Origin of the sequence: Ferrovibrio terrae (genome assembly GCF_943372915.1) — a bacterium.
In the GTDB taxonomy this organism is placed as follows: domain Bacteria; phylum Pseudomonadota; class Alphaproteobacteria; order Ferrovibrionales; family Ferrovibrionaceae; genus Ferrovibrio; species Ferrovibrio terrae_A.
In genome coordinates this window covers 19,359-41,855 of sequence record NZ_CALSAN010000030.1, presented here as the reverse complement: position 1 = coordinate 41,855, position 22,497 = coordinate 19,359, and the positions used below count along the sequence as shown (strand labels likewise).

The window sequence follows — 22,497 nt, the reverse complement described above, 5'->3', positions numbered from 1 at the left end:
GATTTCACCCCGCCGTCGCGGAACCGCAATCGAACTGTCATCTGGCGTTGCTATAGGCCCTTCCGTATCGCGGAAACAGAGGGGAATCGCATGCGCGCCGCCATCGAGATCGCCCATCTATCGAAAACTTTCAAGACGGGCAAGCGCGCGCTCGATAACGTCAGCCTCACCATCCAGCCGGGTGAGATCGTCGCCCTGATCGGGGCATCGGGCTCGGGCAAGTCCACCCTGCTGCGCCATATCGCCGGCCTGATGCCGGGCGACCGTGACGACAAGTCCCAGATCGCCGTCGATGGCCGCATGGTGCAGGCCGCCGGCCGCATCGGCAAGGGCATTCGCCAGACCCGCGCCGGCATCGGTTTCATCTTCCAGCAGTTCAACCTGGTCGGCCGCATGTCGGTGCTGACCAATGTGCTGGCCGGCAATCTGGGCCGTATGCCGCTGTGGCGCACCATGCTGAAGCTGTTCACCGACGACCAGCGGCGCATTGCCGTGGCGGCACTCGACCGTGTCGGCATTGCATCCTGCGCTTTCCAGCGTGCGTCCACGCTTTCGGGCGGCCAGCAGCAGCGCGCCGCCATCGCGCGCGCCCTGGTGCAGCAGGCCAAGGTGATCCTGGCCGACGAGCCGATCGCCTCGCTCGATCCGGAATCCTCGCGCCGCGTGATGGCCGCGCTGGCCGATATCAACCGCGCCGATAACGTCACCGTCGTCGTCTCGCTGCATCAGGTCGATTTCGCCCTGAAATACTGCCGCCGCGTCGTCGCCCTGCGCGATGGCAAGGTGATGTATGACGGCCCGGCCGCCGCAGTCACCGCAGCCCTGCTGCGCGGCATCTACGGCGAACAGACCGATCTCGATTTCGGCACACTGGGGGAAGGCAACCTGCCCGAAGCCGCCCTGCCGGAACCGGCCGATGACAACCAGCCGCTCATCGAAGGCGCCACACGCGTGGTGCCGCGCCTGCAGAGCCTGCTGGCCTGAACTTTCACGCGTTTTTTGCAAACCAATCGGGAGATTGACCATGCTTCGTCGCACCTTCCTCGCTTCTGCCGTCGCCGTCGCGGCACTGGCCGGCGCCTCTGCCGCACAGGCCCAGAGCCTGAAAGAACTGAATTTTGGCATCATCTCGACCGAGTCGAGTTCAAACCTGAAAACCATCTGGCAGCCTTTCCTGGCCGATATGGAAAAGCAGCTCGGCATGAAGGTGAATGGCTTCTTCGCTCCTGATTACGCCGGCATCATCGAAGGCATGCGTTTCAACAAGGTGCAGATCGCCTGGTATGGCAATGCCTCCGCCATGCAGGCGGTCGATCGCGCCGAAGGCGAGGTCTTTGTGCAGACGGTCGCATCCGATGGCGCGCCGGGCTACTGGTCGCTGCTGCTGGTGCATAAGGACAGCCCGATCAAGTCGTTTGAAGACCTGCTCAAGACCCCGGGCAAGTACAGCTTCGGCAACGGCGATCCGAATTCGACCTCGGGTTTCCTGGTGCCGAGCTACTACGCCTGGGGCCAGAACAATATCGATCCGCGCAAGCATTTCACCCGTATGACCAGCGGCGGTCATGAGACGAATTCCCTGGCGGTTGCCAACAAGCAGGTCGATGTCGCCACCGGCAACACCGAGAACATGGATCGCCTGCAGAAAACCGCACCCGACAAGGCCGCGCAGATCCGCGTGCTGTGGAAGTCGCCGCTGATCCCGTCCGACCCGATCGTCTGGCGCAAGGATCTGTCCGATGCCGACAAGAAAAAGATCAAGACCTTTTTCCTCAGCTACGGCACCCAGCAGTCGGGTAAGAGCGCCGAGCAGCTGGCCGGTGAGCAGAAGGTTCTGAAGGACCTGCAATGGGCGCCGTTCAAGGAGTCGAGCAACAAGCAGCTGCTGCCGATCCGCCAGCTCGCCCTGTTCCGTGACAAGCTGAAGCTGGAAGGCGATGCCAACATGGCAGCCGACGACAAGGCGAAGAAGATCGCCGAGATCGACGCCAAGCTGGCCGAGCTGAACAAGCAGATCGGGTCGTAAAATCCACGGGGCGGTCTTCACGGCCGCCCCGCTCCCGTATTCCTGAGGATATCGCCATGTCTGCCACCACTGCTGTCGTCCGCGAATACCCCATCCATCCGCCCAAGACCGGGGCGAAGACATCGCTGGGCCGCCTGCTGGTGTATGGCGTGATCCTGGCGATGCTGGTGTGGTCGTATCGCGGCGCGGAGATCGCGCCGCTGAAGCTGGTGACCGATGCCGGCAACATGGCAACCTTTCTCGGCGACTTCTTCCCGCCGGATTTCCATGAATGGCGGTATTATCTGGACGAGCTGATCGTCACGCTGCATATCGCCATCTGGGGTACCGTACTGGCGGTGATCTGCGCAGTGCCGCTCAGCCTGCTGGCGGCTTCCAATATTGCACCGGTCTGGGTTTACCAGCCGGTGCGGCGCGTGCTGGATGCGTTGCGCTCGATCAACGAAATGGTCTTTGCCATGCTGTTCGTGGTCGCGGTCGGCCTCGGGCCGTTCGCCGGTGCGCTGGCCCTGTGGCTGCACACCACCGGCACGCTGGCCAAGCTGTTTTCCGAAGCGGTCGAGGCGATCGATCCGCAGCCGGTGGAAGGCATCCGCGCCACCGGCGCCAATGCACTGGAAGAGATCGTCTATGGCGTGATCCCGCAGGTGATGCCGCTCTGGGTCTCTTATTCACTCTACCGTTTCGAGGCGAATGTCCGTTCCGCCTCGGTGGTCGGTATGGTCGGCGCCGGCGGCATCGGTGTGGTGCTGTGGGAGGTGATCCGCGGTTTCCGTTTCGACCAGACCTGCGCGGTGATGATCATGATCGTGTTGCTGGTCAGTGCGGTTGACCTGCTCTCTGCCCGCATTCGTAAAGTGCTGATCTAGGTCGCTGCTCATCGGCAAAAAAAAGCCCGCCATCCGGCGGGCTTTTTCATGAACTGGACGTAAGGCCGGATCAGTGGCGCAGCGCCGGCCGCGTCTTGGCGGCTTCATGGCGCTGCCAGGTGGCAGGATGGGTGGCCTGCATCTGCGGCTCGCGGCTCGCGGGCGCGTCATCCTTGCGCGCGGTCAGGCGCGCGCGGGCCTTGGCGAGGGCTTCCTGGGTCATGTACAGCAGCAGGGTATTGGTCAGCATAGTGGTCGCCTCCGTCTTTCTTCGGGCGAGGGAAAGTCATCTGGGGTCACGACTAACAGGGTCAAATCCTGCGGGCCAAGGACCAATCTGTGTCCGCGATCACACCGGTCCGGCATCATGCCGGCGGCCAACGCCATATCAGCCTGCGGTCTGCCAGACCCCGTCATTCATCCGGCAGGCCATGCCGTAGCTCCGGTCATCCTGGCCGGCAATTGTGGCAAGAGCTTGGTATTCGCGGCAGAACTTGCCGTCGTGCTCAAAGGTGCGCAGCGGCGTGATGGCATAGGCCGGGCCGCCATATTCGGCTTTGGCGGCGCCGTACCAGCGTATTGCCGCGCGGTCCGGCGCGAATTCCAGGATGCGGGCCACGCAGGCCTGGTCGATCTGGTCCATGCTGCGGCCGATCTGGGTGCCGGTCAGCAGGTTGCGGCCCAGGCTTGCACTGTCGCGACCGGCATCGCGCGCGAGTCTGCCGCGATCACAAGTGCCGCGATCAATCCCATAGGGTCCGCCATACATGGCATAGGGGGTGGCCGTGTTCCGGCTGCTGACAGCCTGCGCACCGGTCATGGGTTGCGCCGGCGTCGAGGTCTTTAGCGGATCAGCCATCGTCGCCCCGGATAAAACCGAGGCGACGATGGCAGCGGCCAGGCCGAGGGTGGGTCGGCGACCGGGCCGCGGCGCGGCAGTGGAGGGGGTGCTCCACCACGGGGTTGAGGCAGGCATGACGCGCCGCTCCGCTAAACTCAACTCATCAACTCAAATCTACTTGCGACCGTTGCTCTTCTCGTTCGAGTCAACGATCAGACCACCGGCCGTACCCGCGGCAGCACCGATCAGTGCGCCTGCGACCGTATGGCCGGTCAATAAACCGATACCCGCACCAGCCGCGGCACCAATGGCGCCACCGGACACAGCGCGCTGCTGCGTGTTGTTCATGTTGCTGCAGCCCATTGCAACGAAACCCGTGAGTGCCAGGGCGACGATCGTCGACGTTTTCATCGAATCCTCCGTCTCTAGCTTTGCAAGTGGTTTCCCGCTTGCCGGGTTATCCGGCGATTGGTCTGGGGAGGCGGGAGACCTTGCTTCGCCGGCAAGAATTGGCGATCGAAAGCTATTCGGCAATGAGTATTTGGGGACGTCCCGGTTTTATTGCGGGTATCACAAGTATACCCTCTTTACATCACAGGTTTGTCACGGGAATTACTATCGCCAATACTTCGTTGGTATTGGTAGTTGTATTGAAATCTCTCAAATATTGGGAATTCGAGATTCGTTGTATCTTTTATACGGCACCAGCCTTGCGTATCGTCACGGACATGCCGAATCGCATTCCACGACGCATCGCACTGGCTGCCCTGATGCTGCCCACCATGCTGGCCGGCTGCGAATGGGCGCGGCTGGCATCGCCGCCGGCGCCACCGCCTGTGCAGGAATCGCCGCCGCCGCCGCCGCCCGTCGTCGAACCGCCGCCGCGCGCAACGGCGCCGCTGCCGACGCGCAAGCCCGCGCAGCCCGCACCCTCTTCAGTCGCGCCACCACCTCCTGTTTTGGAGCCAGTGTTGCGACCACCCGTGGTGATGGGCCTCAATCGCGACATGCTGGTTCAGCAGTTTGGCCTGCCGGCTGCCGAGCGCGAAGCGCCGCCGGCGCGCGTGCTGGAATTTGGCAAAGACGACTGCCGGCTGGCGGCCTATCTGTATTTCGACACCAGCCGCAATGATTTCTATACCCTGCAATACGAGGTCAACGGCCTGCCTGCACCGCATGCCGCCGTCGACCAGTGCCTCTCAAGGATCGCCCGCGATGCCAGCCGCCGCTGATGCCCTGTTGATTGCCGTCGTTGACGACGACGATCTGTTCCGCGATACGATTTCGGCCAATCTGCGCGAGGCCGGCTATCGCGCCATCACCTTCGATAACGGCCCGGCCCTGATCGACTGGTTCGCCAAGGGCAACCGTTCGGCGGCCCTGCTGCTTGACTGGCAGATGCCGGTGCAGGATGGGCCTGCCACCTTGGAACAGCTGCGCAATGCCGGCCATGGCATTCCGGTGATCTTCCTGACCGGTCTGAACCAGCCGATCTTCGAGGAGAAGGGGCTCAAGCTCGGCGCGGTGGATTTCGTCGACAAGAGCAAGAGCTTTGCCATCATCCTGCAGCGCCTGCGCATCGCGCTCGCAGCCAAGGCGCCGGCAACCGGCGAGGCCGCGACCACGACGGTCGAGGGTGGCCTGGTGCTCGATGTGGCCAGCGCACGGGCCGCCTGGAACAACGCCCAGGTCGATCTCACCCATGGTGAATTCAAGGTGGTGCAACTGCTGGCCCAGCGCGTCGGCCGCGATGTCGGTTACCGCGAGATCTACGACGCCGTGCGCGGTGCCGGCTTCGAGGCCGGCCAGGGTCCGGAAGGGTATCGCGCCAATGTGCGTGCCATGGTGAAGCGCATCCGCCAGAAATTCCGCGATCTCGATCCGGAATTCGACGCGATCGAAACCTATCCCGGCTTCGGCTATCGCTGGCGTCATGGCTGATACAGCCGTCCAGCTGCATCGGGTCTGGCGTTCGCTGACGGCGCGCGCGCTGATCGTGCTGGCGCTGTTCATCGCCCTGCCGGTGGTGCTCTATCTCACCTTCCGGCAGGCGGATATCGACCGCCAGCGCCTGTTGCTGGAAAGCATTCGCGTCAAAGGACTGACGGTGGGCCGCGTGCTGGAGGATCGCCTGCAACGCGCCGACATGATTCCGCTGTTCCGGCTGGGTGAGGAGCTGTCGCGTTTCCAGACTGAAGGCGTCAGCCTGCGCCTGCTGTTCCGCCCGCATGACAGCGCGCCCGATGCGGGTTTTCTGTATGTCGCCTCGGCGCCGCCGGTGATGCCGGCCGATCTGGAGGCCGAGCGTGCCCGGCTGGACGCCACCGGCGTGCTGGCGCAACTGGGCGAGTCCTGCGCCGGCGATCTGCCCCTGGCGCTGCGGGTCGAACGCTCGGATCGCGTTTCGGAACTGATCACCTCGCTGACTCCGGTGCGCACCGCGCGTGGCTGCTGGGTGCTGGTGATTTCCAGCAACCTGGCCGATGCGGCCGAGCAGCGGCTGGGCCAGCCCTACTGGCGCGCGCCGGAGGTGCAGGTGGCCGCTGCCATCTATCTGATCTTCGCCTTCGTCGTGCTGGTGATCGCTTTCGATCTCGGCCATGGCCTGCGGCGCTTTGCCGCGACTGCGCGCGCCGTGGCCGAACGCCGCATCGAGGGGCGCTTTGCCCAGCGCAACCAGATTCCGGAACTGGAACCGGTGGCCAATGCCTTCGACCGCATGGAAGACAGCTTGCGCGCCACGGCCAGCGAGTTGCGCGTTGCCGCCGAAGAAAGCGCGCATGCCTTCAAGACTCCGCTGGGCACCATCCGCCAGGCCATGGTGCCTTTGCGCGGCCGGATTGCTGCCGACGACAAGCGTTGCCAGCAAGCGCTGATGGCGGTGGATGGCGCACTGGAAAAACTTGACGCGCTGGTGCGGGCTGCCCGTCACCTGGATGATGCGGTGGCCGATCGCCTCGATCCGCCGCGCGAGAAAGTCGATCTTGGTGCCCTGGTGGAAGATGTGGTCGATGCCTATGCTGCCGACGCGGCGGCGCGCGGCATCACGTTGCGCACCGCGGTCGAGGCCGAGGCGACGGCGCCGCTGGGCGGCCGCCTGATCGCCGATGCCCTGAGTCAGGTGATCGAGAATGCCCTGAGCTATGCGCCGGCCGGCAGCACCGCGACGGTGACACTGCATCGCGGTACGCGCCGCGTGCTGATCGTGGTGGCGGATAATGGCCCTGGTGTCGAAGCGGCATTGCTGCCGCATATCTTCGACCGCCATGTATCGTTCCGCGACCGCAGCCGCAACGATCCCGGCGCCGCCGCCCCGGCCAATTTCGGTCTGGGTCTCTGGGTTGCCAAGCGCAACATGGAGGCAGTCGGCGGCACCATAGAGGCGGCCAACCGCCGTGGCGGCGGCTTTATTGTCACGCTCGGATTGCCGCTGGCGTAATCTCAGAGCACCATGCTGTCGCGCTGGTGACGGCGCCAGGCAAAGGCCAGCAGGCCGGCGCCGATCAGCAGTGCGAAAATCCCCAGCACCCAGGTTGCCGCCACCGCCACCGCATTAGGAAACAGGACCAGCAGCAGGCCGACCAGCACCAGCAGGATGCCGCCGCGGCTGAGCGGCCAGGCCGCACCGACCTGTTTTCGCATCTGCAGGCTATGAGCGATGGCGATCAGGCCAAACAGCACCAGCCAGGCAGCCAGCACATAGATCAGCAGCGTCACCGTCACCTGCGGCCACAGCACGCTGATCAGGCCGATGGTGAGGCCGGCGATGCCCGTGGCCATCAGGATGCCCTTGCCGGCCTCATTCGACCGGCGGCGCAGGGCGAAACCCAGCGTGATGGCGCCATCCAGCAGCGCATAGGCGCCGAACAGCATCACCAGCGCAGCCAGACTGATGCCCGGCCAGAAAATGGCAACCAGGCCAAAGGCCAGGGCGGCCAGGCCGCGCAGCACGATCATCCACCACAGGCGGCGCGGCATCGGCGCGGCGGCACCCGGCGGCATGCGTTCGACCATGATGTGTTCCTGTTCCGGTTGAGGGATAGCACCCAATATAACAACAGACACCCTTGTTGTCGCGACGCGGCCTGCGCGCTACCTTGTCGGCATGACCGATTTATCCGCTTTCATCAGCGGCCTGCCCAAGGCCGAGTTGCATGTCCATATCGAGGGCACCTTCGAGCCCGAGTTGATGTATGCGTTGGCCCAGCGCAACAAGGTCGCCTTCCCTTATGACTCGGTCGAGGCGCTGCGCGGCGCTTATCGTTTCGGCAACCTGCAGGATTTTCTCGATCTGTATTACCAAGGCATGAGCGTTCTGGTGACCGAGCAGGATTTTTACGATCTTGCCATGGCCTATTTCCGCCGCGCCGCCGCCCAGGCGGTGCGCCATGCCGAAATCTTTTTCGACCCGCAGGGCCATACCGAGCGCGGCGTGCCGTTCCAGACCATGATCGACGGCCTGTGGCGGGCGAAAGCCGATGCAGAATCGCAGTTCGGCATGAGCATCAGCATGATCCTGTGCTTCCTGCGTCATCTGGATGAGGCCAGCGCGCTGCGCACGCTGGACGAGGCCTTGCCCTGGCGAGATCGCTTCATCGGTGTTGGGCTTGATTCGTCTGAAAAAGGCCATCCGCCATCAAAATTCCAGACCGTGTTCGCCCGTGCCCGTGGCATCGGTCTCAAGGCCGTGGCCCATGCCGGCGAGGAGGGTCCGCCGGAGTATGTGTGGGAGGCACTCGACCTGTTGCAGGTGCAGCGCATCGATCATGGCAACCGCGCGCTGGAAGACGAGCGGCTGACCGCGCGGCTGGCGCGCGAGGCCATGCCGCTCACGGTCTGCCCGCTGTCGAACCTGCGGCTTTGCGTGGTGAATGACATGACGCTACACCCGCTGCGCCGCATGCTGCAGGCCGGGCTGGTGGCGACGATCAATTCCGACGACCCGGCCTATTTCGGCGGCTATGTGAACGAGAATTACATCGCCGTGCAGCAGGCCCTGGATCTCAGCCGGGACGAGATCGTGACCCTGGCAGCCAACAGCTTCCGCGCCGCCTTCATCGACAGAGCGGAACAGCAGCGCCATCTTGGCGTCCTGACAGCCTACGCTGTCGGCTAGTTGCGCCGCCGGATAACCCCTTCGAGCTTGGTCGCCTCCGCGACCGTATTGGAAATTGTTCCGTATTTTCGGACATTCTGGTGGAGCAGTTCCAGGCGGCGATCCGGCTCGTCCGTGTCGACGATCAGCTCATAGTCGATGGCGACCATTTTCGGCGGGCTGTCCTGCCGCTGGCCATGCAGCCGTACCTCGACGCCACGCAATGAGAATTTCAGCATTGGAGCCACCCGCTCGATCCCTTTGATCATGCAGGCGGCAATGGCGGCCAGGAACAGCTCTGCAGGATTCAAGGCATCAGGGCGCCCTGCCATGCTGGTGTCCAGGGTGATTTGCGCGTCTTTGCAGTGCGCCACACTGCCGCCAGCATCGATCCGTGTCGCAGTAATCCTGTATTCCAGCATGAACGGCCGCCTTTGAGCGAGGAAGGGTGCCAGTTTGCCAGGTTAGTGCCCGGGTGCCTTGATATCGGTCAAGATGTCCCGTGCGCCATCTTCAGCAGCCAGTCGCGGAAGGCGCGAAGCACCGGATCGTTGCGACGGGCTTCGGGATAGAACAGGCAATAGGCCTGCTTGCTGCCGATCGTGTGTTCGAACGGCGCCACCAGGCTGCCATCCTTCAGCTCCGGCTCGACCAGGAAGCGCGGCACGATGGCTGCGCCCAGGCCCACCACGGCCGCCTGCACCACCATGGCGAACTGGCCATAGCGCGGGCCCAGCGTCACCTGCGGTGCAGCAATGCCTAAGGCCGCGAACCAGTCGCCCCAGGCCGATGGCCGCGTCGATTGCTGCAGCAGCGGCAGTTTGAACAGGTCTTCCGGCTTGCGCACGCGATGCTTCGCCAGCAGCTTTTTGGAGGCTACCGGCACCAGCTCTTCCTCGATCAGGCGGTCGACCACCGCGCCGGGCCAGACCGGATCGCCGAACGAGATCGCCGCGTCCAGCGGCTCGGCGGCGAAATCGAAGGTCTCGATGCGGGTGGGCAGGTTCACCGTGATCTGCGGATGCCCGGCGGCGAAATCCGGCAGGCGCGGGATCAGCCAGCGCGTGCCGAAGGTGGGCAGGGTGGCGACCGAGAGGATGGCGTTGCCGCTGCGGGCCGCCATGGTGTTCACCGTGGCGGTGCCGATGCGGCCCAGCGCATCCTGCAGCTCTCTTGCATAGGCGGCGCCCGCGGGTGTGAGGACCACGCGCTGGCGGATGCGCTCGAACAGCGTCAGCCCCAGCAATTCCTCCAGCAGCTGCACCCGGCGGCTGATCGCCGCCTGGCTGACATTCAGCTCGGATGCGGCCGCCGTGAAGCTTTCATGGCGGGCGGCGGCCTCGAAGGCGGTGAGTGCCGAAAGCGGCGGCAGGAAACGGCGGGGAAGGGCCATAAAGTTGATAACCTCCAGTCATCAAGTAATAGCGAATATTCGTTTGCGCGCCAAGCGCCGCTCGGGCAGCTTGCCGGGCCAGCCGAGGGGTATACTCTCCCCTCAAAACACGCAGTCCGAGGAAACCGCCATGAACGTGCAGTCCAAAACCAAAACCGCCTTCAAGTGGGAAGACCCGTTCAACCTGGATGCGGAGCTGACCGAGGACGAGCGCCTGATCCGCGACTCCGCCCGCGACTACTGCCAGAGCAAGCTGCTGCCGCGCGTCAAGGAAGCCTTCCGCGAGGAAAAGACCGATCCGGCGATCTTCCGCGAGATGGGCGAACTCGGCCTGCTCGGCTCGATGATCGATGGCTATGGCTGCGCCGGCGCGTCTTACGTCGCCTATGGCCTGGTCGCCCGTGAAGTCGAAGCCGTCGATTCCGGCTACCGCTCGATGATGAGCGTGCAGTCCAGCCTGGTGATGTATCCGATTTATGCCTATGGCTCGGAAGCCCAGCGCGAAAAGTATCTGCCCAAGCTGGCGACCGGCGAGTGGATCGGCTGCTTTGGCCTCACCGAACCCGATCACGGTTCCGATCCGGGCGGCATGAAGACCCGCGCCAAGCAGGTGCCCGGCGGTTACGAGCTGACCGGCGCCAAGATGTGGATTTCCAACTCGCCGCTGGCCCAGGTCTTTGTCGTCTGGGCCAAGACCGAGGATGGCATCATCCGCGGCTTCATCCTGGAAAAGGGCATGAAGGGCCTGTCGGCGCCGAAGATCAACGGCAAGCTGAGCCTGCGCGCCTCGATCACCGGCGAGATCGTCATGGACGGCGTTTTCGTGCCGGAAGAAAACCTGCTGCCGAACGTGCAGGGCCTGAAGGGTCCGTTCGGCTGCCTGAACAGCGCGCGCTACGGTATCGCCTGGGGCGCCATGGGGGCGGCGGAAGCCTGCTGGCACCAGGCGCGCCAGTATGTGCTGGACCGCAAGCAGTTCAACCGGCCGCTTGCCGCCAACCAGATCATCCAGCTGAAGCTGGCCAACATGCAGACCGAAATCGCGCTCGGCCTCAATGCCGCGCTCCGTGTCGGCCGCCTGCGCGATGCCGGCCAGGAAACCCCGGAGATGATCTCGCTGATCAAGCGCAACAACTGTGGCAAGGCTCTGGATATTGCCCGCATGGCGCGCGACATGCACGGTGGTAACGGCATCCATGAGGATTATCATGTGATGCGCCATCTGGTGAATCTGGAGACGGTGAACACCTACGAGGGCACGCATGACGTTCATGCGCTGATTCTCGGCCGCGCCATGACTGGCATTCAGGCCTTCTACTAAGTCAACTCCACAGTAACAGGCGGAGGCGCCGGGATGCGTGCGCTCGACGATATCGTTGTGCTCGATCTCAGCCGTGTGCTGGCGGGGCCCTGGTGTACCCAGAATCTCGCCGATCTCGGCGCCACCGTGATCAAGGTGGAGAAGCCCGGCGAGGGCGATGACACGCGCAAATGGGGTCCGATCTATCTGAAGGACCCCGAAACCGGCGCCCGTGCCGATTCCGCCTATTACCTTGCCGCCAATCGCGGCAAGCATTCGGTCACTGTCGATATGGCGACGCCGGAAGGCCAGCAGATCCTGCGCGATCTGGCGGCCAAGGCCGATGTGGTGGTGGAGAATTACAAGCTCGGCGGCCTGAAGAAATACGGCCTGGATTACGACAGCCTGTCGAAAATCAATCCGCGGCTGGTCTATTGCTCGATCACCGGCTTTGGCCAGACCGGGCCGTATGCGCCGCGCGCCGGCTATGATTTCATCATCCAGGGCATGGGTGGGTTGATGAGCGTGACCGGCGAGAAGGATGATCTGCCGGGCGGCGGGCCACAGAAGGCCGGCGTCGCACTGGCCGATGTGATGACCGGGCTGTATTCCACCATCGCCATCCTCGGCGCGTTGAACCAGCGCCATCGCAGCGGTAAGGGCCAGTACATCGACATGGCGCTGCTGGATGTGCAGGTGGCAGCCCTGGCCAACCAGGCGACCTACTACCTGATCGGCAACGAAGTGCCCCAGCGCATGGGCAACGGCCATGCCGCCATCGTGCCCTACCAGAGTTTCCCGGCCTCCGATGGCCATGTGATCATCGCGGTGGGCAACGACGGTCAGTTCGCCAAGCTGGCCGATGAGCTTGGCCATCCGGAGTGGAAGACCGACCCGCGCTTCGCCACCAATATCGAGCGGCTGAACCATCGCGCCGCGGTGGTGGCGGCCATCGAGGCAGAGACGAAGCAGCGCACGATGGATGACCTGATCGCATCCCTGGAAAAGCGCCAGGTGCCTTGCGGCCCGATCAATACCGTCGACCGCGTTTTCGCCGATCCGCATGTGCAGGCCCGCGGCCTGCAGAAGACAGTGCCGCACAGTCAGCAGGGCAGCCTGCCCAGCGTGGCAAGCCCGCTGCGCCTGTCGGATTCGGTTGTCTCCTACGACCGCGGCCCGCCGCTGCTGGGCGAGCATACTGACAAGGTGCTGGCGGAGCAGTTGGGCTTTGATGCTGCGAAACTGGCCGACTTGCGCCGGAAGGGCGTGATCTAGGCCGCCAGGAAGCGAACCCAGAAACGACTGCCGACCTGTTCCTGGCTCTCAAAGCCGATCTCGCCGCCCATCGCGTGGGTCAGACGCCGGGCAATGGCCAAGCCCAAACCGGTGCCGGCCACCGCGCTGCCCTCGCGGCCGAGCCGGTTGAAGCTCTGGAAAGCATCCTGCTGGTATGCGCTGGCGATGCCGCAGCCGGTATCCTGCACATAGAGGGTGACCTGGCGGTTATCGTCGCATTCGCAGCCCAGCGTTACCGTGCCGTTGGCGGGCGTGAACTTGAAGGCGTTGCTGACAAAATTGCCCAGAACGCGCTGCAGTTGCATGTAGTCGGCGCGGAAACTGATTTCGGTGTCGCAAAGCCGCTGGCTCAGCACCACGCCATTGATCCGGGCGGCGGGGTTGTGCAGCTGGAACGCTTCGCTGATCACATCCTGGGCGCTGATGGGCTCGAGATTGAGCGGGATCATACCGGCCTCGAGCTGGGCCATGGTCAGCATGCCATCGGTCAATCGCAGCAGAATATGCCCGGCAGTCTTGATCGAACCGACATACTCGATTTCATCCCGGCTCAGCCGGTTGCTCGTATTCATTTCCAGAATCTGGGAAAAGCCCAGAATGGCATTGAGCGGCGTGCGGAATTCGTGGCTCATCGAGCTGAGGAATTTGCTTTTCATCTGGTTGGCCGCGGCCTGCGCGGCGGCCAGGCGCTCGGCCTGCACGCGTGCCTTATGCAGTTCCAACTCATCGACAGCAATCGCGGCAAGTTTGACGAGTCGGGTAATGTCTTCCGGCGACAAGGTGCGAGGCTTGCGATCGATGACGCAGAACGTGCCGAGGCGGTGGCCATCGCTGTTGCACAGCGGCACACCGGCGTAGAAACGGATGTCGGGTGCTCCCAGCACCAGAGGATTGCTGCGAAACAACGGATGCTCTGCTGCATTCTCGACGATGAAAGGCACGTCATCGAGAATGGCATGGGCGCAGAAGGCGATGTCACGCGGCGTTTCCTGGACGGATAGTCCGTGATGAGACTTGAACCACTGACGCTCCGCATCGACCAGCGACACCAGCGCAACCGGCGCATCGAACAGATCGGCGGCCAGCGCGGTCACGCGGTCGAAGCGCTCATCCGGTTCGGTGTCGAGGATGCAGTAGTCGTGCAGCACGGCAAGGCGCTGATCTTCGTTGGCGGGCAATGCGGCTGGAACGGTCATGGTATCCCGATATGAGCTGTGGTCGGCGTGACGGCGACTGTGGCTAAATGGACGCTACCGCAGCATGCATTGGCGCAGCGCCTTACTTTCCGATAACGCTATGGCTTTTGTCGGTGCTACAAAAACAACCAATGGAATCAATGTTCAGCCCATGCTGCGGGCCGCTATTTCACAGCGCGGCCATGTTCAGCAGACAGACCGTCAAGGCGCAGATGCCGCGCGGGTTGCGGTGGCGCCGGTCATGAAATCCATCGCGTGTGGCAGACTATGCCTGGCCGGGCACTATCTGCTGCGGCAGGACGCGACTTTCGAGCCAGGACGTTCGTCATGATGACCAAGCGCAGCAGCTGCTTACCTGGGGTTTTGGCGATTATGCTTGTGCTGGCGATGGTGCCGGCATGGGCACAGCCGCGGACGATGTTTGAGAACATCGCGCCGGAGGCGGCGACCGGACGTACGGAAAAAGCGGCGGTCCGCGCCAGCCAGTATATGGCAGCTGCCGCCAATCCCCATGCGGCCGAGGCCGGTGCGCAGATCATGGCCAGCGGCGGGTCGGCGGTCGATGCTGCGATTGCCGCGGCCCTGGTGCTCAATCTGGTCGAGCCGCAGTCGGCCGGCATTGGCGGCGGCGGTTTCATGCTGGTCTGGGACAATGCGCGCCAGCGGTTGCGCGCCTTCGATGGCCGCGAAACCGCCCCGGCCGGGGTGAACCTGCAGCTGTTTTATGATGCGGCGGGCAAAAAGAAGAGTTTCATGGAGGCCGTGGTCGGCGGCGCTTCGGTCGGCGTGCCGGGCATGCTGCGTATGTTCGAGCTGGTGCATGCCGAATATGGCAAGCTGCCCTGGGCCGATCTGTTCCAGCCGGCGATCCGACTGGCCGAAGCCGGCTTCACGGTTTCGCCGCGCTTGCATGAGCTGCTGAGCCAGGACCGCTATCTGCGCGACATCCCGCAGGCGCGTGCGTTGTTCTACACCGCTGATGGCGCGGCGAAACCAACTGGCAGCCTGCTGGTCAACACCGCTTTTGCCACTGTGCTGCGGCGGATCGCCAGCGAAGGCGCCAATGCTTTTTACAGCGGCGCCATCGCCGCCGATATCGTGGCGACCGTGAATGCGGCGCCCGGCAATCCGGGCAACATGACGCTGGCCGACCTTGCCGGTTATCGCGCGCAGGAGCGCGATCCGGTCTGCGCCCCCTATCGCGCCTACAGGGTCTGCACCATGCCGCCGCCGTCTTCGGCCGTGAACATGCTGCAGGCGCTGGGGATTCTGTCGCATTTCGATCTTGCCCGGCATGCGCCGCTGTCCCCCGAGGCGGTGCATCTGATCGCGCAGGCCGAGCGACTGGGTTATGCCGACCGCGATTATTATGTCGCCGATCCCGATCATGTGCAGATGCCGCTTAGTGGCATGACCGACCGCGGTTATCTGGCTGGCCGCGCCCGGCAGGTCGATCCGCTGCAGGGTAGCAGCCAGCCGGCACAACCTGGCGAACCACCGACCAAGCATGGCGCCGTGCAGTCCTTTGGCCGCGACAGCGCCGTGGAACTGCCCTCTACCACCCATGTCTCCACAGTGGATATGCAGCGCAATGCGGTGGCAATGACGGTGACCATCGAGAATGTCTTCGGCTCGAAGCAGATGACCCATGGTTTCCTGCTCAACAACCAGCTGACTGACTTCTCCTCGGAGGCCGAGGAAAATGGCCGCCCGGTGGCGAACCGCATCGCGCCGGGCAAACGCCCGCGCAGTTCGATGGCGCCGACGGTGGTGTTCAATGGCGACGGTTCACTGCGCCTGGTGGTGGGCTCGCCCGGCGGCAGCCGCATCCTCGGCTATGTCGCGCAGACCATCATCGGCGTGCTCGACTGGAATCTGGATATCCAGCAGGCAATCAGCCTGCCGCACTACCTGGATCGCAATACCGGCCTGGAGCTGGAAAAGGACACGGCGGCTGCCAGCCTGGCCGAGATCATGCGGGCGCGTGGGCACCGGGTGAATGTGATCGAGCTGAACAGCGGCCTGCAGGGCATCGAGGTGATGCCCGGCGGCGACCTGGTCGGTGGCGCCGATCCGCGCCGCGAGGGCGTGGCGCGCGGGCGCTGATCTATGATTTCTTCACCCGCGTCACCAGCTGCGTGGGGTTGACGAAGCGCAGGGCGATCAGCAGCCACACCATGGTCGTTGCCATATAGATCACCGCCATGGCGTCGATCGACTGTCCGGCCCGCACACCGGCGGCATAGACGGCGTAATACAGTGCCACCACCAGCGTCTGGCTGCTGGGCCCGGCGGTGAAGAAGGTCAGCTCGAACATCGCAATGGTGCGCACCAGCACCATCAGCAGGGCAGCCAGGATGCCCGGTGCCAGCAATGGCACCAGCACATGCACGAACATCTGGCGCGAATTGGCGCCGAAGACGCGGGCAGCGGCCTCGATGCGCGGATCGATCTGCTCGATGAAGGGGATCATCACTAGGATCACGAAGGGCACGGTCGGCACCAGGTTGGCGAGGATGACGCCGAACACCGAGCCGGCGGCACCGAACTGGTAGAGCACGGTGGCCAGCGGAATGCCGTAGGTCAGCGGCGGGACGAGCAGCGGCAGCAGGATCAGCAGCATCACCAGCCGTTTGCCGGGGAATTCGCGTCGCGCCAGCGCATAGGCACCCAGCACACCGAGCAGGCCTGATAATGCAACGACGGCGCCGACCACCTGGAAGGTGGTGATCAGCACATCGTCGAGCTGGAATTCGGCCCAGGCCGAGAAATACCATTTGGTGGTGAAGCCGTTGGGCAGCCAGGTGTTGAACCAGCGTGTGCCGAAGGAATTCACCACCACGCTGGCGATCATCGCCAGCAGGTTGAGGATGAAAAAGCCGACCAGCAGCCAGATGGCCGTGGTCCAGGCACGCAGGGCAAGGGGATGGCGATCCATGGCGATCATCCTCGGGGTCATCCTTTGGCACCGCCGACCGGGCCGCGATACAGCAGGCCGCGCGCCGAGAGAATGCCGGCAACGATCAGCAGCTGCACGGCGGCCATGATCATGGCGATGGTGGAGGCCAGCGAATAATCGTAGGCCTCATAGGCCGCGGTATAGGCGGCAATGGAGATCACGCGGGTCGATCCCGCCGGCGATCCCAGCAGCACCGCAGTGGGAAACACCGAAAAGGCCTGCACGAAGGAGAGGCAGAAATTGATCGCCAGGCCCTGCGCCAGCAAAGGCAGCAGGATATGGCGGAAACGGGCCCAGGGCCGCGCGCCCAGGGTCGCCGCGGCCTGCTCCAGCGCCGGATCGATACCGGTGACGTAGGACAACGTCAGCAGGAAGGTAAACGGGAAGATCGAGATCAGCAGGCCGAGGAAGGCGCCCCAGTAATTGTGCACCAGCTGCAGCGGGGCGTGGATCAGACCAAAGGTGATCAGCGTGCGGTTCAGCCAGCCCTGCGGACCCAGATAGTTCAACAGGCCTTCGGCGATCAGCACGGTGCCCAGCGTGATCGGCAGCACAAGAATGGTGGTGAGCAGGCGCTGGCGCTTCATATGACGCACGCGCAGCGCGATCGGCACCGACAGCAGGATGCACAGCATGGTGACCGGCGCGGCGAGGCGCAGGGTCTTGCCGATGGTGTCATAGAGGAAAGGGTTGCTGAAAAACGCCTGGTAGTTGGCATACCAGTCGCCCTGCTTGGGCTCGAGCGACAGCATCAGGCCGTAAATAAACGGGTAGACAAACAGTGCCAGCACAAACAGCACCGCCGGCAGTACCAGCAGCGTGACGTTGTCAATCCCCATCGCGGCCAGCCGCAGTCGCAGCGGCGCGCGCTCGTTTGTGGCGCCCGTCATGATGCCGCCGGCCGGGCCTCGCCCGGATACACCAGCACGCGGGCCGGATCGGCGCCGAGCGTGAGCTGCTCGCCGGCCGATACCTTGTGTTCGGAGCGGAAGAACAGCTCCAGCCCCTGCACAGTAGTGGCGATGCCGTAGAAATCGCGACCGCGATACTCGGCGGAATTGACCGTGGCGCGGATCGGCCCGTTGTTGCGCGGTGTCAGGTCGTCGGGCCGGATCGCCACGATGGTGGTGTCGCCCGGCTTGGCAGCACCGAGCAGGCTGCCCTGCAGGGTGCCCTGTTCGATACGGACTTCGGCGATGGCGTTCGCAGTGGCCGTCACGGTCAGCGACAGCAGGTTGCGATAGCCCATGAATTCGGCGACATCGGCATGGGCAGGCCGGGCATATAGCTCATCCGGCCGGCCGACCTGCCGTACGCTGCCGTCGCGCATCACCACGATGCGGTCAGCAAGCGACAGGGCCTCGTCCTGGTCATGGGTGACATAGATGGTGGTCGAGCCGACCAGATTGTGGATGCGGCGGATCTCGGCCCGCATCTCCAGGCGCAGCTTGGCATCGAGGTTGGACAGCGGCTCGTCCATCAGCACCAGCGGCGGCTCGATCACGATGGCGCGTGCAATCGCCACGCGCTGCTGCTGGCCGCCAGACAGCTGGCCGGGCAGCTTGTGTTTCTGCTCGCCCAGGCGGACCAGCGCCATGGCCTTGGCCACCCTGTCGTCGATCTCGGCTTTTGGCCGGCCCTGCATGCGCAGGCCGAAGCCGACATTCTTCTCCACGCTCATATGCGGGAACAGCGCGTAGTTCTGGAACACCATGCCGAAGCCGCGCTCCTCGGGCTTCAGCGGGTCGATGCGCGTCTCGTCGAGCCAGATGCCGCCGCCGGTCAGCGGCAACAGGCCCGCGAGGCAATTCAGCGCCGTCGATTTGCCGCAGCCCGAAGGACCGAGCAGGGCAATGAACTCGCCGCGTGCAACTTCCAGGGAAACGTCACGCAAAGCGTTGTGCAGTCCGAAGCTGCGGCTCACGCGATCGAGCCGCAGCTTGCGGAAATCATGCGACATACCGGCCATTATACTCTGTCTCTTTTTCTGGAAACTTACTTGGTCTTGGCAGCGCCGATTTCCTGGTCCCAGCGTGCGAAGGCATAGACCAGTTTGTCGGGTGTCAGCGGCAGCTGCTGCGGCGTGTCGGCAATCAGCTTGGCATATTCCGGCCGGCCGTATTCTTCGATCACCTTCTGGCTTTCCGGCGGTGCCATCGACAGCGGCACGTCCTTCACCGCCGGGCCCGGATAGAAATAGCCCTCATCATAGGTGGTCGCCTGCGCCGGCTTGCTCAGCAGGTAGTTCAGCAGGTCGACGATCACGGCCTGCTTCTCTGGGGCGACACCCTTGGGGATGCAGAGATAATGCGCGTCCAGAATCCAGTGGAAGCCCTCGAGAGCGGCGACCTTGGCCTCCTTCGGCACCACACCGAGCGCGCGCGGATTGATGTCCCAGCCCATCTGGGTCGGGATCATGTCGCGCGAACCATCGCCCAGCGCCTTCATCGTCGGCCCGGTGCCTGAGGGGTAGTATTCGATGTTCTGGCCGAGCTCTTTGAGATAGGCCCAGGTCTTGTCCCAGCCATCCTTCGGGTCTTTCGGATCCTTGTCGCCCAGCAGATAGGGCAGACCCATCATGAAGACGCGGCCCGGCCCAGAATTGGCCGGGCGGGCATACATGAAGCGGTTGGGATTAGCCTTGGTCCAGGCGAGCAGATCGGCCGCGGTCTTCGGCACGGTCTTGACGCGGTCGGGCATGTATTCCAGCAGCGGCCCGGCCTGGCAGAACACGATGCAGACGCCCTGATTGGCCGCCAGTCCCTGCATGGCCTTGGCGCCGGGCAGGTAGATGTCGTCCAGCTTGGGCAGCTTCTCGGCGTAATCGGGAATGATCGGCTGCCACAGTTTCTGGTCAACGCCGGCTGACAGCGCATCAATGCCGGTCAGCACGATGTCGATATCGACGCGGTTGGCGGCCTGCTGTGCCTTGATCTTTCCCGGCAGTTCCGGCGCCGGTGCCTTGGTGAAGGTGATGCGCGACACCAGCTTCGGGTTGGCGGCACGATAGCTTTCAATGGCACGCTGGGTCAGGGCCAGGTTGCCGGCAACATCGACCACATTCAGGGCCACCGGAGAACTGGGCAGCGGCGGTACGGCAGCAAAAGCACCGGAAGGTGCGCCCGCGAGACTGAAGGCGGCAAGACCGGCTGCGCCGCCGAGCAGGCCGCGGCGCGTGAACTGATGATCGTTCATTGTTGTTTCCTCCCAAGTTTATAACCAGTGGAACGCTACGTCTGTTTACTGAACCTCCATGGCATCACCGGCGCATACCGACCGGACGACCACGCAGCGGCGGCGTGGCTTCGGACTCGCTGGCGAAATAGGCTTCGTTCTCGGCGACCAGAACCTGCACAGACTGGAACACGCCGCGCAGATGCGTGCGCAACGCGTCCACTGCGCCAGCAGCATCGCGCTGCAGCACGCGGTCAATGATCGCCTGGTGTTCCGACAGCACGGCATTGCGCTTCAGCGGGCGCCGCACGGTGAGATGGCGCACGCGATCCATCTGCGCCTTGGCGCTCTCGACCTGGCGCCAGACCTGCGGGTGGCCGGCAATTGCCATCAGCGTGGCATGCATTTCCTCGTCGGCATCAAAGAAGCGGTCGTTGTCGCCGACCTTGTGAAAGGCATTCTGGCGGTCGAGCACGGAACTGAGCTGGTGCGCCTGTACAGTATCGATGCGGTCAGCGGCCAGCGCGATCGCGGAGCATTCGAGCGACTCGCGCACGAACTGTGCGTCATAGACATCACTGAGCCGGATTGGCGAGACGAAGGAACCATGCTGGGGATAGATATCGACCAGGCCTTCCTCGGCCAGTTTCAGCAAAGCCTCGCGGATCGGCGTGCGCGACACGCCGAAGCGGGCGGTCAACTCCTGTTCCGACAGTGGCATGCGCGGCGGCAGGGCGGCGGTGACGATTTCCTGCCGCAGCCGGTCATGCACCTGCATGGCGGCCGTCTGGGCGCGCACCTGGCTCATGAGGCCGCGCCACTGTGATGGCGACCGCGATGCGGCAGCCACAATCCGGGCGCGGGTGCTGGTGCAGGCTGGTTCATGATCCTCCCGGGCCATTCGTTGATGGCCTGCAGGACTATTAGAATACTAATATACTAGCGTCAACCGGATCCGCTGATTTCAGATGCGTCCTGACCGGGCCTTCTGAATATCCAATTCTTTCAAAGCTTTAATGAACTCTGCGCTGCAGGCCCGGCGAAAGAAGGCGGACGTGTCAGTCTGTTTTAGGGGTATGAGCGGTGCCTTGAGCGCCAGATCCATGGGTGGCGGAATCGTCAAGCGATCCTGCGCACTGCAATCGATAGGCGTGAAAGGCAGTTGGCTGGCTTTCTGTACCGTCGCTTTGACGACGATCGATCGGAATATTCAAAGCCGGCAACGGATATGAACCATATTCGGATTGGTCTCTGCCGGAGAGGCCATAGGTCAAATCCATCCTAGCTATATGTTTTTGTTGAAATATTTTGTTGTGGAGCCGTCCCGAGGTTTAGCGCTACCGTGTGACAGTTTGGCGTGCCGGCTGAAGCTGGCATGCCGCAGTCACCCTAAAGGGTTTCGCTCATGACCGCGGATATGTCGCTGACCGACCTGGAGCAACACTGGGGCATTCGGTCACGCGGGAATCTGATCGCCCTGCCGGAAACCGGTGCGTCTATGTTCCGCTGGTCTCACGACAACGAGCCAGGGGACTTCAAATTTCGGCCGGTGCGCCACAATCACTACCTGCTGTCGCTGATCCTCCAACCGATGCAGGCCAAGGCCTGGGCGGGCCGGCGGCAGGTCTGGTCTGGTCCGATCGCCAAGCACACGGTTCGCATCGTGCATCCCGATGAGGAGAACCGCTGGCTCAGTCCGGGCAGCTTCGATCTGCTGCATATCATGATTCCCCGCACCACCATCGCCGCCATGTGCGGCCAGGAAGCGGATGACGGTGCGCATACCGTGCGTTTCAATGATCCGCTGTATTCGCCCGATGAAATGATCTGCCAGATCGGCCGGCAGATGCTCAGCATCATCGACCAGGATGGCCCCTTCGTGAAGGATATCGCCGACGGGCTCTGTCATGCCCTGATCGCCTATATCCTGCGCCGTTATGTGATGGGCACCGGCCAGATGACGGCGGCCGTATCGAGCCGGGCCCAGATGCGGCGCGTGCTCGACATGGTGGCCGCCAATCTGGCAAAGGAAATCTCACTTGAGCAGATGGCCGAGGCGGCCGGCATGAGCCCGTTCCACTTCTCGCGCGAATTCCGCAAATCGGTTGGCACCTCGCCGCACCGCTACATCGTCGAGCGCCGCATCGACCGTGCAAAAAAACTTCTGGGTGAGCATAATCTGAGCATTCTTGAGATTTCGCTGGATTGCGGATTCAAGGATGCGTCGCATTTTTCCCGCGTCTTTCGCTCGCTGGTCGGCATGACGCCACGGGATTATCGCGTCGCGAACTGATTTCAGTCGTATTCAATAAAAAGCAAGAATTGGCCATTTGTCGCAAGGATAGGCG

The 22,497-nt window shown here is 63.5% G+C and carries 23 protein-coding genes; 11 read left to right on the top strand and 12 right to left on the bottom strand.

Translation table 11 applies throughout. From position 1 onward, the window contains the following. Nucleotides 1-90: 90 nt before the first annotated feature. Genes phnC through phnE form a run of 3 tightly spaced genes read left to right on the top strand, consistent with a single transcriptional unit; the run spans nt 91 to nt 2,895 of the window. The gene (gene phnC / locus AAG821_RS17775) at nt 91-984 is read left to right on the top strand and encodes a phosphonate ABC transporter ATP-binding protein (RefSeq protein WP_341915088.1); all 894 of its coding nucleotides are present in this window, start codon (nt 91-93) and stop codon (nt 982-984) included. Nucleotides 985-1,024: 40 nt separating this feature from the next. Further along, nucleotides 1,025-2,026, top strand: coding sequence for a phosphonate ABC transporter substrate-binding protein (phnD, locus tag AAG821_RS17770; RefSeq protein WP_341915086.1), 1,002 nt, complete (start codon nt 1,025-1,027; stop codon nt 2,024-2,026). 56 nt (nt 2,027-2,082) lie between these two features. Beyond that, nucleotides 2,083-2,895 carry a phosphonate ABC transporter, permease protein PhnE gene (gene phnE, locus AAG821_RS17765; RefSeq protein ID WP_341915084.1) on the top strand — a complete coding sequence of 271 codons (813 nt, stop codon included), beginning with the start codon at nt 2,083-2,085 and terminating at the stop codon, nt 2,893-2,895. Nucleotides 2,896-2,965: 70 nt separating this feature from the next. On the opposite strand, the gene AAG821_RS17760 is transcribed toward phnE, so the two are convergent. The 3 genes from AAG821_RS17760 to AAG821_RS17750 all read right to left on the bottom strand — a co-directional run bounded on the left by AAG821_RS17760 (nt 2,966) and on the right by AAG821_RS17750 (nt 4,147). After that, on the bottom strand, nt 2,966-3,145 hold the full coding sequence (locus AAG821_RS17760; RefSeq protein WP_341915083.1) for a hypothetical protein: 180 nt from the start codon (nt 3,143-3,145) through the stop codon (nt 2,966-2,968). A gap of 138 nt (nt 3,146-3,283) precedes the next feature. After that, on the bottom strand, nt 3,284-3,871 hold the full coding sequence (locus tag AAG821_RS17755) for a hypothetical protein (protein ID WP_341915080.1): 588 nt from the start codon (nt 3,869-3,871) through the stop codon (nt 3,284-3,286). Nucleotides 3,872-3,910: 39 nt separating this feature from the next. Next, entirely contained in the window at nt 3,911-4,147 is a 237-nt protein-coding gene (locus AAG821_RS17750; RefSeq protein ID WP_341915078.1) for a YMGG-like glycine zipper-containing protein, read from the bottom strand. 299 nt (nt 4,148-4,446) lie between these two features. Here AAG821_RS17750 and AAG821_RS17745 point away from each other — a divergent pair, with 299 nt between their 5' ends. From AAG821_RS17745 to AAG821_RS17735, 3 genes are read left to right on the top strand one after another with little or no spacing between them, the layout of a single operon-like run. After that, nucleotides 4,447-4,968 carry a hypothetical protein gene (locus AAG821_RS17745; RefSeq protein WP_341915077.1) on the top strand — a complete coding sequence of 174 codons (522 nt, stop codon included), beginning with the start codon at nt 4,447-4,449 and terminating at the stop codon, nt 4,966-4,968. After that, nucleotides 4,952-5,677: a response regulator transcription factor gene (locus AAG821_RS17740; RefSeq protein ID WP_341915075.1), complete on the top strand. Its 726-nt coding sequence runs from the start codon at nt 4,952-4,954 to the stop codon at nt 5,675-5,677. The genes AAG821_RS17745 and AAG821_RS17740 overlap by 17 nt, the downstream gene beginning before the upstream one ends. Next, the gene (locus AAG821_RS17735) at nt 5,670-7,175 is read left to right on the top strand and encodes a sensor histidine kinase (protein ID WP_341915072.1); all 1,506 of its coding nucleotides are present in this window, start codon (nt 5,670-5,672) and stop codon (nt 7,173-7,175) included. Before AAG821_RS17740 ends, AAG821_RS17735 begins: the two co-directional genes overlap by 8 nt. A gap of 2 nt (nt 7,176-7,177) precedes the next feature. Here the strand turns inward: AAG821_RS17735 and AAG821_RS17730 are convergent, their stop codons facing one another. Further along, nucleotides 7,178-7,750 (bottom strand): DUF308 domain-containing protein, encoded by a 573-nt coding sequence (locus tag AAG821_RS17730; protein ID WP_341915071.1) that lies wholly within the window; start codon nt 7,748-7,750, stop codon nt 7,178-7,180. Nucleotides 7,751-7,841: 91 nt separating this feature from the next. Here AAG821_RS17730 and AAG821_RS17725 point away from each other — a divergent pair, with 91 nt between their 5' ends. Further along, the gene (locus AAG821_RS17725) at nt 7,842-8,852 is read left to right on the top strand and encodes an adenosine deaminase (RefSeq protein ID WP_341915069.1); all 1,011 of its coding nucleotides are present in this window, start codon (nt 7,842-7,844) and stop codon (nt 8,850-8,852) included. On the opposite strand, the gene AAG821_RS17720 is transcribed toward AAG821_RS17725, so the two are convergent. Continuing rightward, complete coding sequence (locus AAG821_RS17720; RefSeq protein ID WP_341915067.1) at nt 8,849-9,253, bottom strand: OsmC family protein; 405 nt, start codon at nt 9,251-9,253, stop codon at nt 8,849-8,851. The two genes, AAG821_RS17725 and AAG821_RS17720, sit on opposite strands and share 4 nt — an antisense overlap. A 68-nt stretch (nt 9,254-9,321) precedes the next feature. Further along, entirely contained in the window at nt 9,322-10,224 is a 903-nt protein-coding gene (locus tag AAG821_RS17715) for a LysR family transcriptional regulator (RefSeq protein ID WP_341915065.1), read from the bottom strand. 130 nt (nt 10,225-10,354) lie between these two features. On the opposite strand from AAG821_RS17715, the gene AAG821_RS17710 reads away from it, so the two are divergent. Then, nucleotides 10,355-11,545, top strand: coding sequence for an acyl-CoA dehydrogenase (locus tag AAG821_RS17710; protein ID WP_341915063.1), 1,191 nt, complete (start codon nt 10,355-10,357; stop codon nt 11,543-11,545). 33 nt (nt 11,546-11,578) lie between these two features. Further along, a complete protein-coding gene (locus AAG821_RS17705; protein WP_341915061.1) occupies nt 11,579-12,799 on the top strand; it encodes a CaiB/BaiF CoA-transferase family protein in 1,221 nt (406 codons plus the stop codon). On the opposite strand, the gene AAG821_RS17700 is transcribed toward AAG821_RS17705, so the two are convergent. Further along, nucleotides 12,796-14,016: a GAF domain-containing sensor histidine kinase gene (locus tag AAG821_RS17700; RefSeq protein ID WP_341915060.1), complete on the bottom strand. Its 1,221-nt coding sequence runs from the start codon at nt 14,014-14,016 to the stop codon at nt 12,796-12,798. The genes AAG821_RS17705 and AAG821_RS17700 overlap by 4 nt on opposite strands. Nucleotides 14,017-14,433: 417 nt before the next feature. On the opposite strand from AAG821_RS17700, the gene ggt reads away from it, so the two are divergent. Then, nucleotides 14,434-16,122 carry a gamma-glutamyltransferase gene (gene ggt / locus AAG821_RS17695; protein ID WP_341915055.1) on the top strand — a complete coding sequence of 563 codons (1,689 nt, stop codon included), beginning with the start codon at nt 14,434-14,436 and terminating at the stop codon, nt 16,120-16,122. A 1-nt stretch (nt 16,123) separates the two neighbouring features. Here ggt and AAG821_RS17690 read toward each other — a convergent pair whose 3' ends face one another. From AAG821_RS17690 to AAG821_RS17670, 5 genes are all read right to left on the bottom strand, one after another. Then, nucleotides 16,124-16,954, bottom strand: coding sequence for an ABC transporter permease subunit (locus AAG821_RS17690; protein ID WP_341915053.1), 831 nt, complete (start codon nt 16,952-16,954; stop codon nt 16,124-16,126). A 17-nt stretch (nt 16,955-16,971) separates the two neighbouring features. Beyond that, a complete protein-coding gene (locus AAG821_RS17685) occupies nt 16,972-17,865 on the bottom strand; it encodes an ABC transporter permease subunit (protein ID WP_341915051.1) in 894 nt (297 codons plus the stop codon). After that, the gene (locus tag AAG821_RS17680; RefSeq protein WP_341915049.1) at nt 17,862-18,944 is read right to left on the bottom strand and encodes an ABC transporter ATP-binding protein; all 1,083 of its coding nucleotides are present in this window, start codon (nt 18,942-18,944) and stop codon (nt 17,862-17,864) included. The genes AAG821_RS17685 and AAG821_RS17680 overlap by 4 nt, the downstream gene beginning before the upstream one ends. A 26-nt stretch (nt 18,945-18,970) precedes the next feature. Beyond that, nucleotides 18,971-20,170, bottom strand: coding sequence for an extracellular solute-binding protein (locus AAG821_RS17675; RefSeq protein ID WP_341915047.1), 1,200 nt, complete (start codon nt 20,168-20,170; stop codon nt 18,971-18,973). A gap of 64 nt (nt 20,171-20,234) precedes the next feature. Continuing rightward, nucleotides 20,235-20,957 (bottom strand): GntR family transcriptional regulator, encoded by a 723-nt coding sequence (locus AAG821_RS17670; RefSeq protein ID WP_341915045.1) that lies wholly within the window; start codon nt 20,955-20,957, stop codon nt 20,235-20,237. Between the two features lie 597 nt (nt 20,958-21,554). Between AAG821_RS17670 and AAG821_RS17665 the strand changes: the two genes are divergently transcribed. Next, a complete protein-coding gene (locus tag AAG821_RS17665) occupies nt 21,555-22,442 on the top strand; it encodes an AraC family transcriptional regulator (protein WP_341915043.1) in 888 nt (295 codons plus the stop codon). Nucleotides 22,443-22,497 lie beyond the last annotated feature (55 nt).

Excerpts from the sequence above, each read along its gene's own strand:
- AAG821_RS17670 (WP_341915045.1), bottom strand. The coding sequence starts at position 20,957 with ATGAGCCAGGTGCGCGCCCAGACGGCCGCCATGCAGGTGCATGACCGG.
- AAG821_RS17665 (WP_341915043.1), top strand. The coding sequence starts at position 21,555 with ATGACCGCGGATATGTCGCTGACCGACCTGGAGCAACACTGGGGCATT.
- AAG821_RS17750 (WP_341915078.1), bottom strand. The coding sequence starts at position 4,147 with ATGAAAACGTCGACGATCGTCGCCCTGGCACTCACGGGTTTCGTTGCA.
- ggt (WP_341915055.1), top strand. The coding sequence starts at position 14,434 with ATGTTTGAGAACATCGCGCCGGAGGCGGCGACCGGACGTACGGAAAAA.
- AAG821_RS17675 (WP_341915047.1), bottom strand. The coding sequence starts at position 20,170 with ATGAACGATCATCAGTTCACGCGCCGCGGCCTGCTCGGCGGCGCAGCC.
- AAG821_RS17720 (WP_341915067.1), bottom strand. The coding sequence starts at position 9,253 with ATGCTGGAATACAGGATTACTGCGACACGGATCGATGCTGGCGGCAGT.
- AAG821_RS17710 (WP_341915063.1), top strand. The coding sequence starts at position 10,355 with ATGAACGTGCAGTCCAAAACCAAAACCGCCTTCAAGTGGGAAGACCCG.
- AAG821_RS17730 (WP_341915071.1), bottom strand. The coding sequence starts at position 7,750 with ATGGTCGAACGCATGCCGCCGGGTGCCGCCGCGCCGATGCCGCGCCGC.
- AAG821_RS17700 (WP_341915060.1), bottom strand. The coding sequence starts at position 14,016 with ATGACCGTTCCAGCCGCATTGCCCGCCAACGAAGATCAGCGCCTTGCC.
- AAG821_RS17735 (WP_341915072.1), top strand. The coding sequence starts at position 5,670 with ATGGCTGATACAGCCGTCCAGCTGCATCGGGTCTGGCGTTCGCTGACG.
- AAG821_RS17690 (WP_341915053.1), bottom strand. The coding sequence starts at position 16,954 with ATGGATCGCCATCCCCTTGCCCTGCGTGCCTGGACCACGGCCATCTGG.
- phnE (WP_341915084.1), top strand. The coding sequence starts at position 2,083 with ATGTCTGCCACCACTGCTGTCGTCCGCGAATACCCCATCCATCCGCCC.
- AAG821_RS17705 (WP_341915061.1), top strand. The coding sequence starts at position 11,579 with ATGCGTGCGCTCGACGATATCGTTGTGCTCGATCTCAGCCGTGTGCTG.
- phnC (WP_341915088.1), top strand. The coding sequence starts at position 91 with ATGCGCGCCGCCATCGAGATCGCCCATCTATCGAAAACTTTCAAGACG.
- AAG821_RS17680 (WP_341915049.1), bottom strand. The coding sequence starts at position 18,944 with ATGGCCGGTATGTCGCATGATTTCCGCAAGCTGCGGCTCGATCGCGTG.
- AAG821_RS17685 (WP_341915051.1), bottom strand. The coding sequence starts at position 17,865 with ATGACGGGCGCCACAAACGAGCGCGCGCCGCTGCGACTGCGGCTGGCC.
- AAG821_RS17755 (WP_341915080.1), bottom strand. The coding sequence starts at position 3,871 with ATGCCTGCCTCAACCCCGTGGTGGAGCACCCCCTCCACTGCCGCGCCG.
- phnD (WP_341915086.1), top strand. The coding sequence starts at position 1,025 with ATGCTTCGTCGCACCTTCCTCGCTTCTGCCGTCGCCGTCGCGGCACTG.
- AAG821_RS17760 (WP_341915083.1), bottom strand. The coding sequence starts at position 3,145 with ATGCTGACCAATACCCTGCTGCTGTACATGACCCAGGAAGCCCTCGCC.
- AAG821_RS17725 (WP_341915069.1), top strand. The coding sequence starts at position 7,842 with ATGACCGATTTATCCGCTTTCATCAGCGGCCTGCCCAAGGCCGAGTTG.
- AAG821_RS17740 (WP_341915075.1), top strand. The coding sequence starts at position 4,952 with ATGCCAGCCGCCGCTGATGCCCTGTTGATTGCCGTCGTTGACGACGAC.
- AAG821_RS17715 (WP_341915065.1), bottom strand. The coding sequence starts at position 10,224 with ATGGCCCTTCCCCGCCGTTTCCTGCCGCCGCTTTCGGCACTCACCGCC.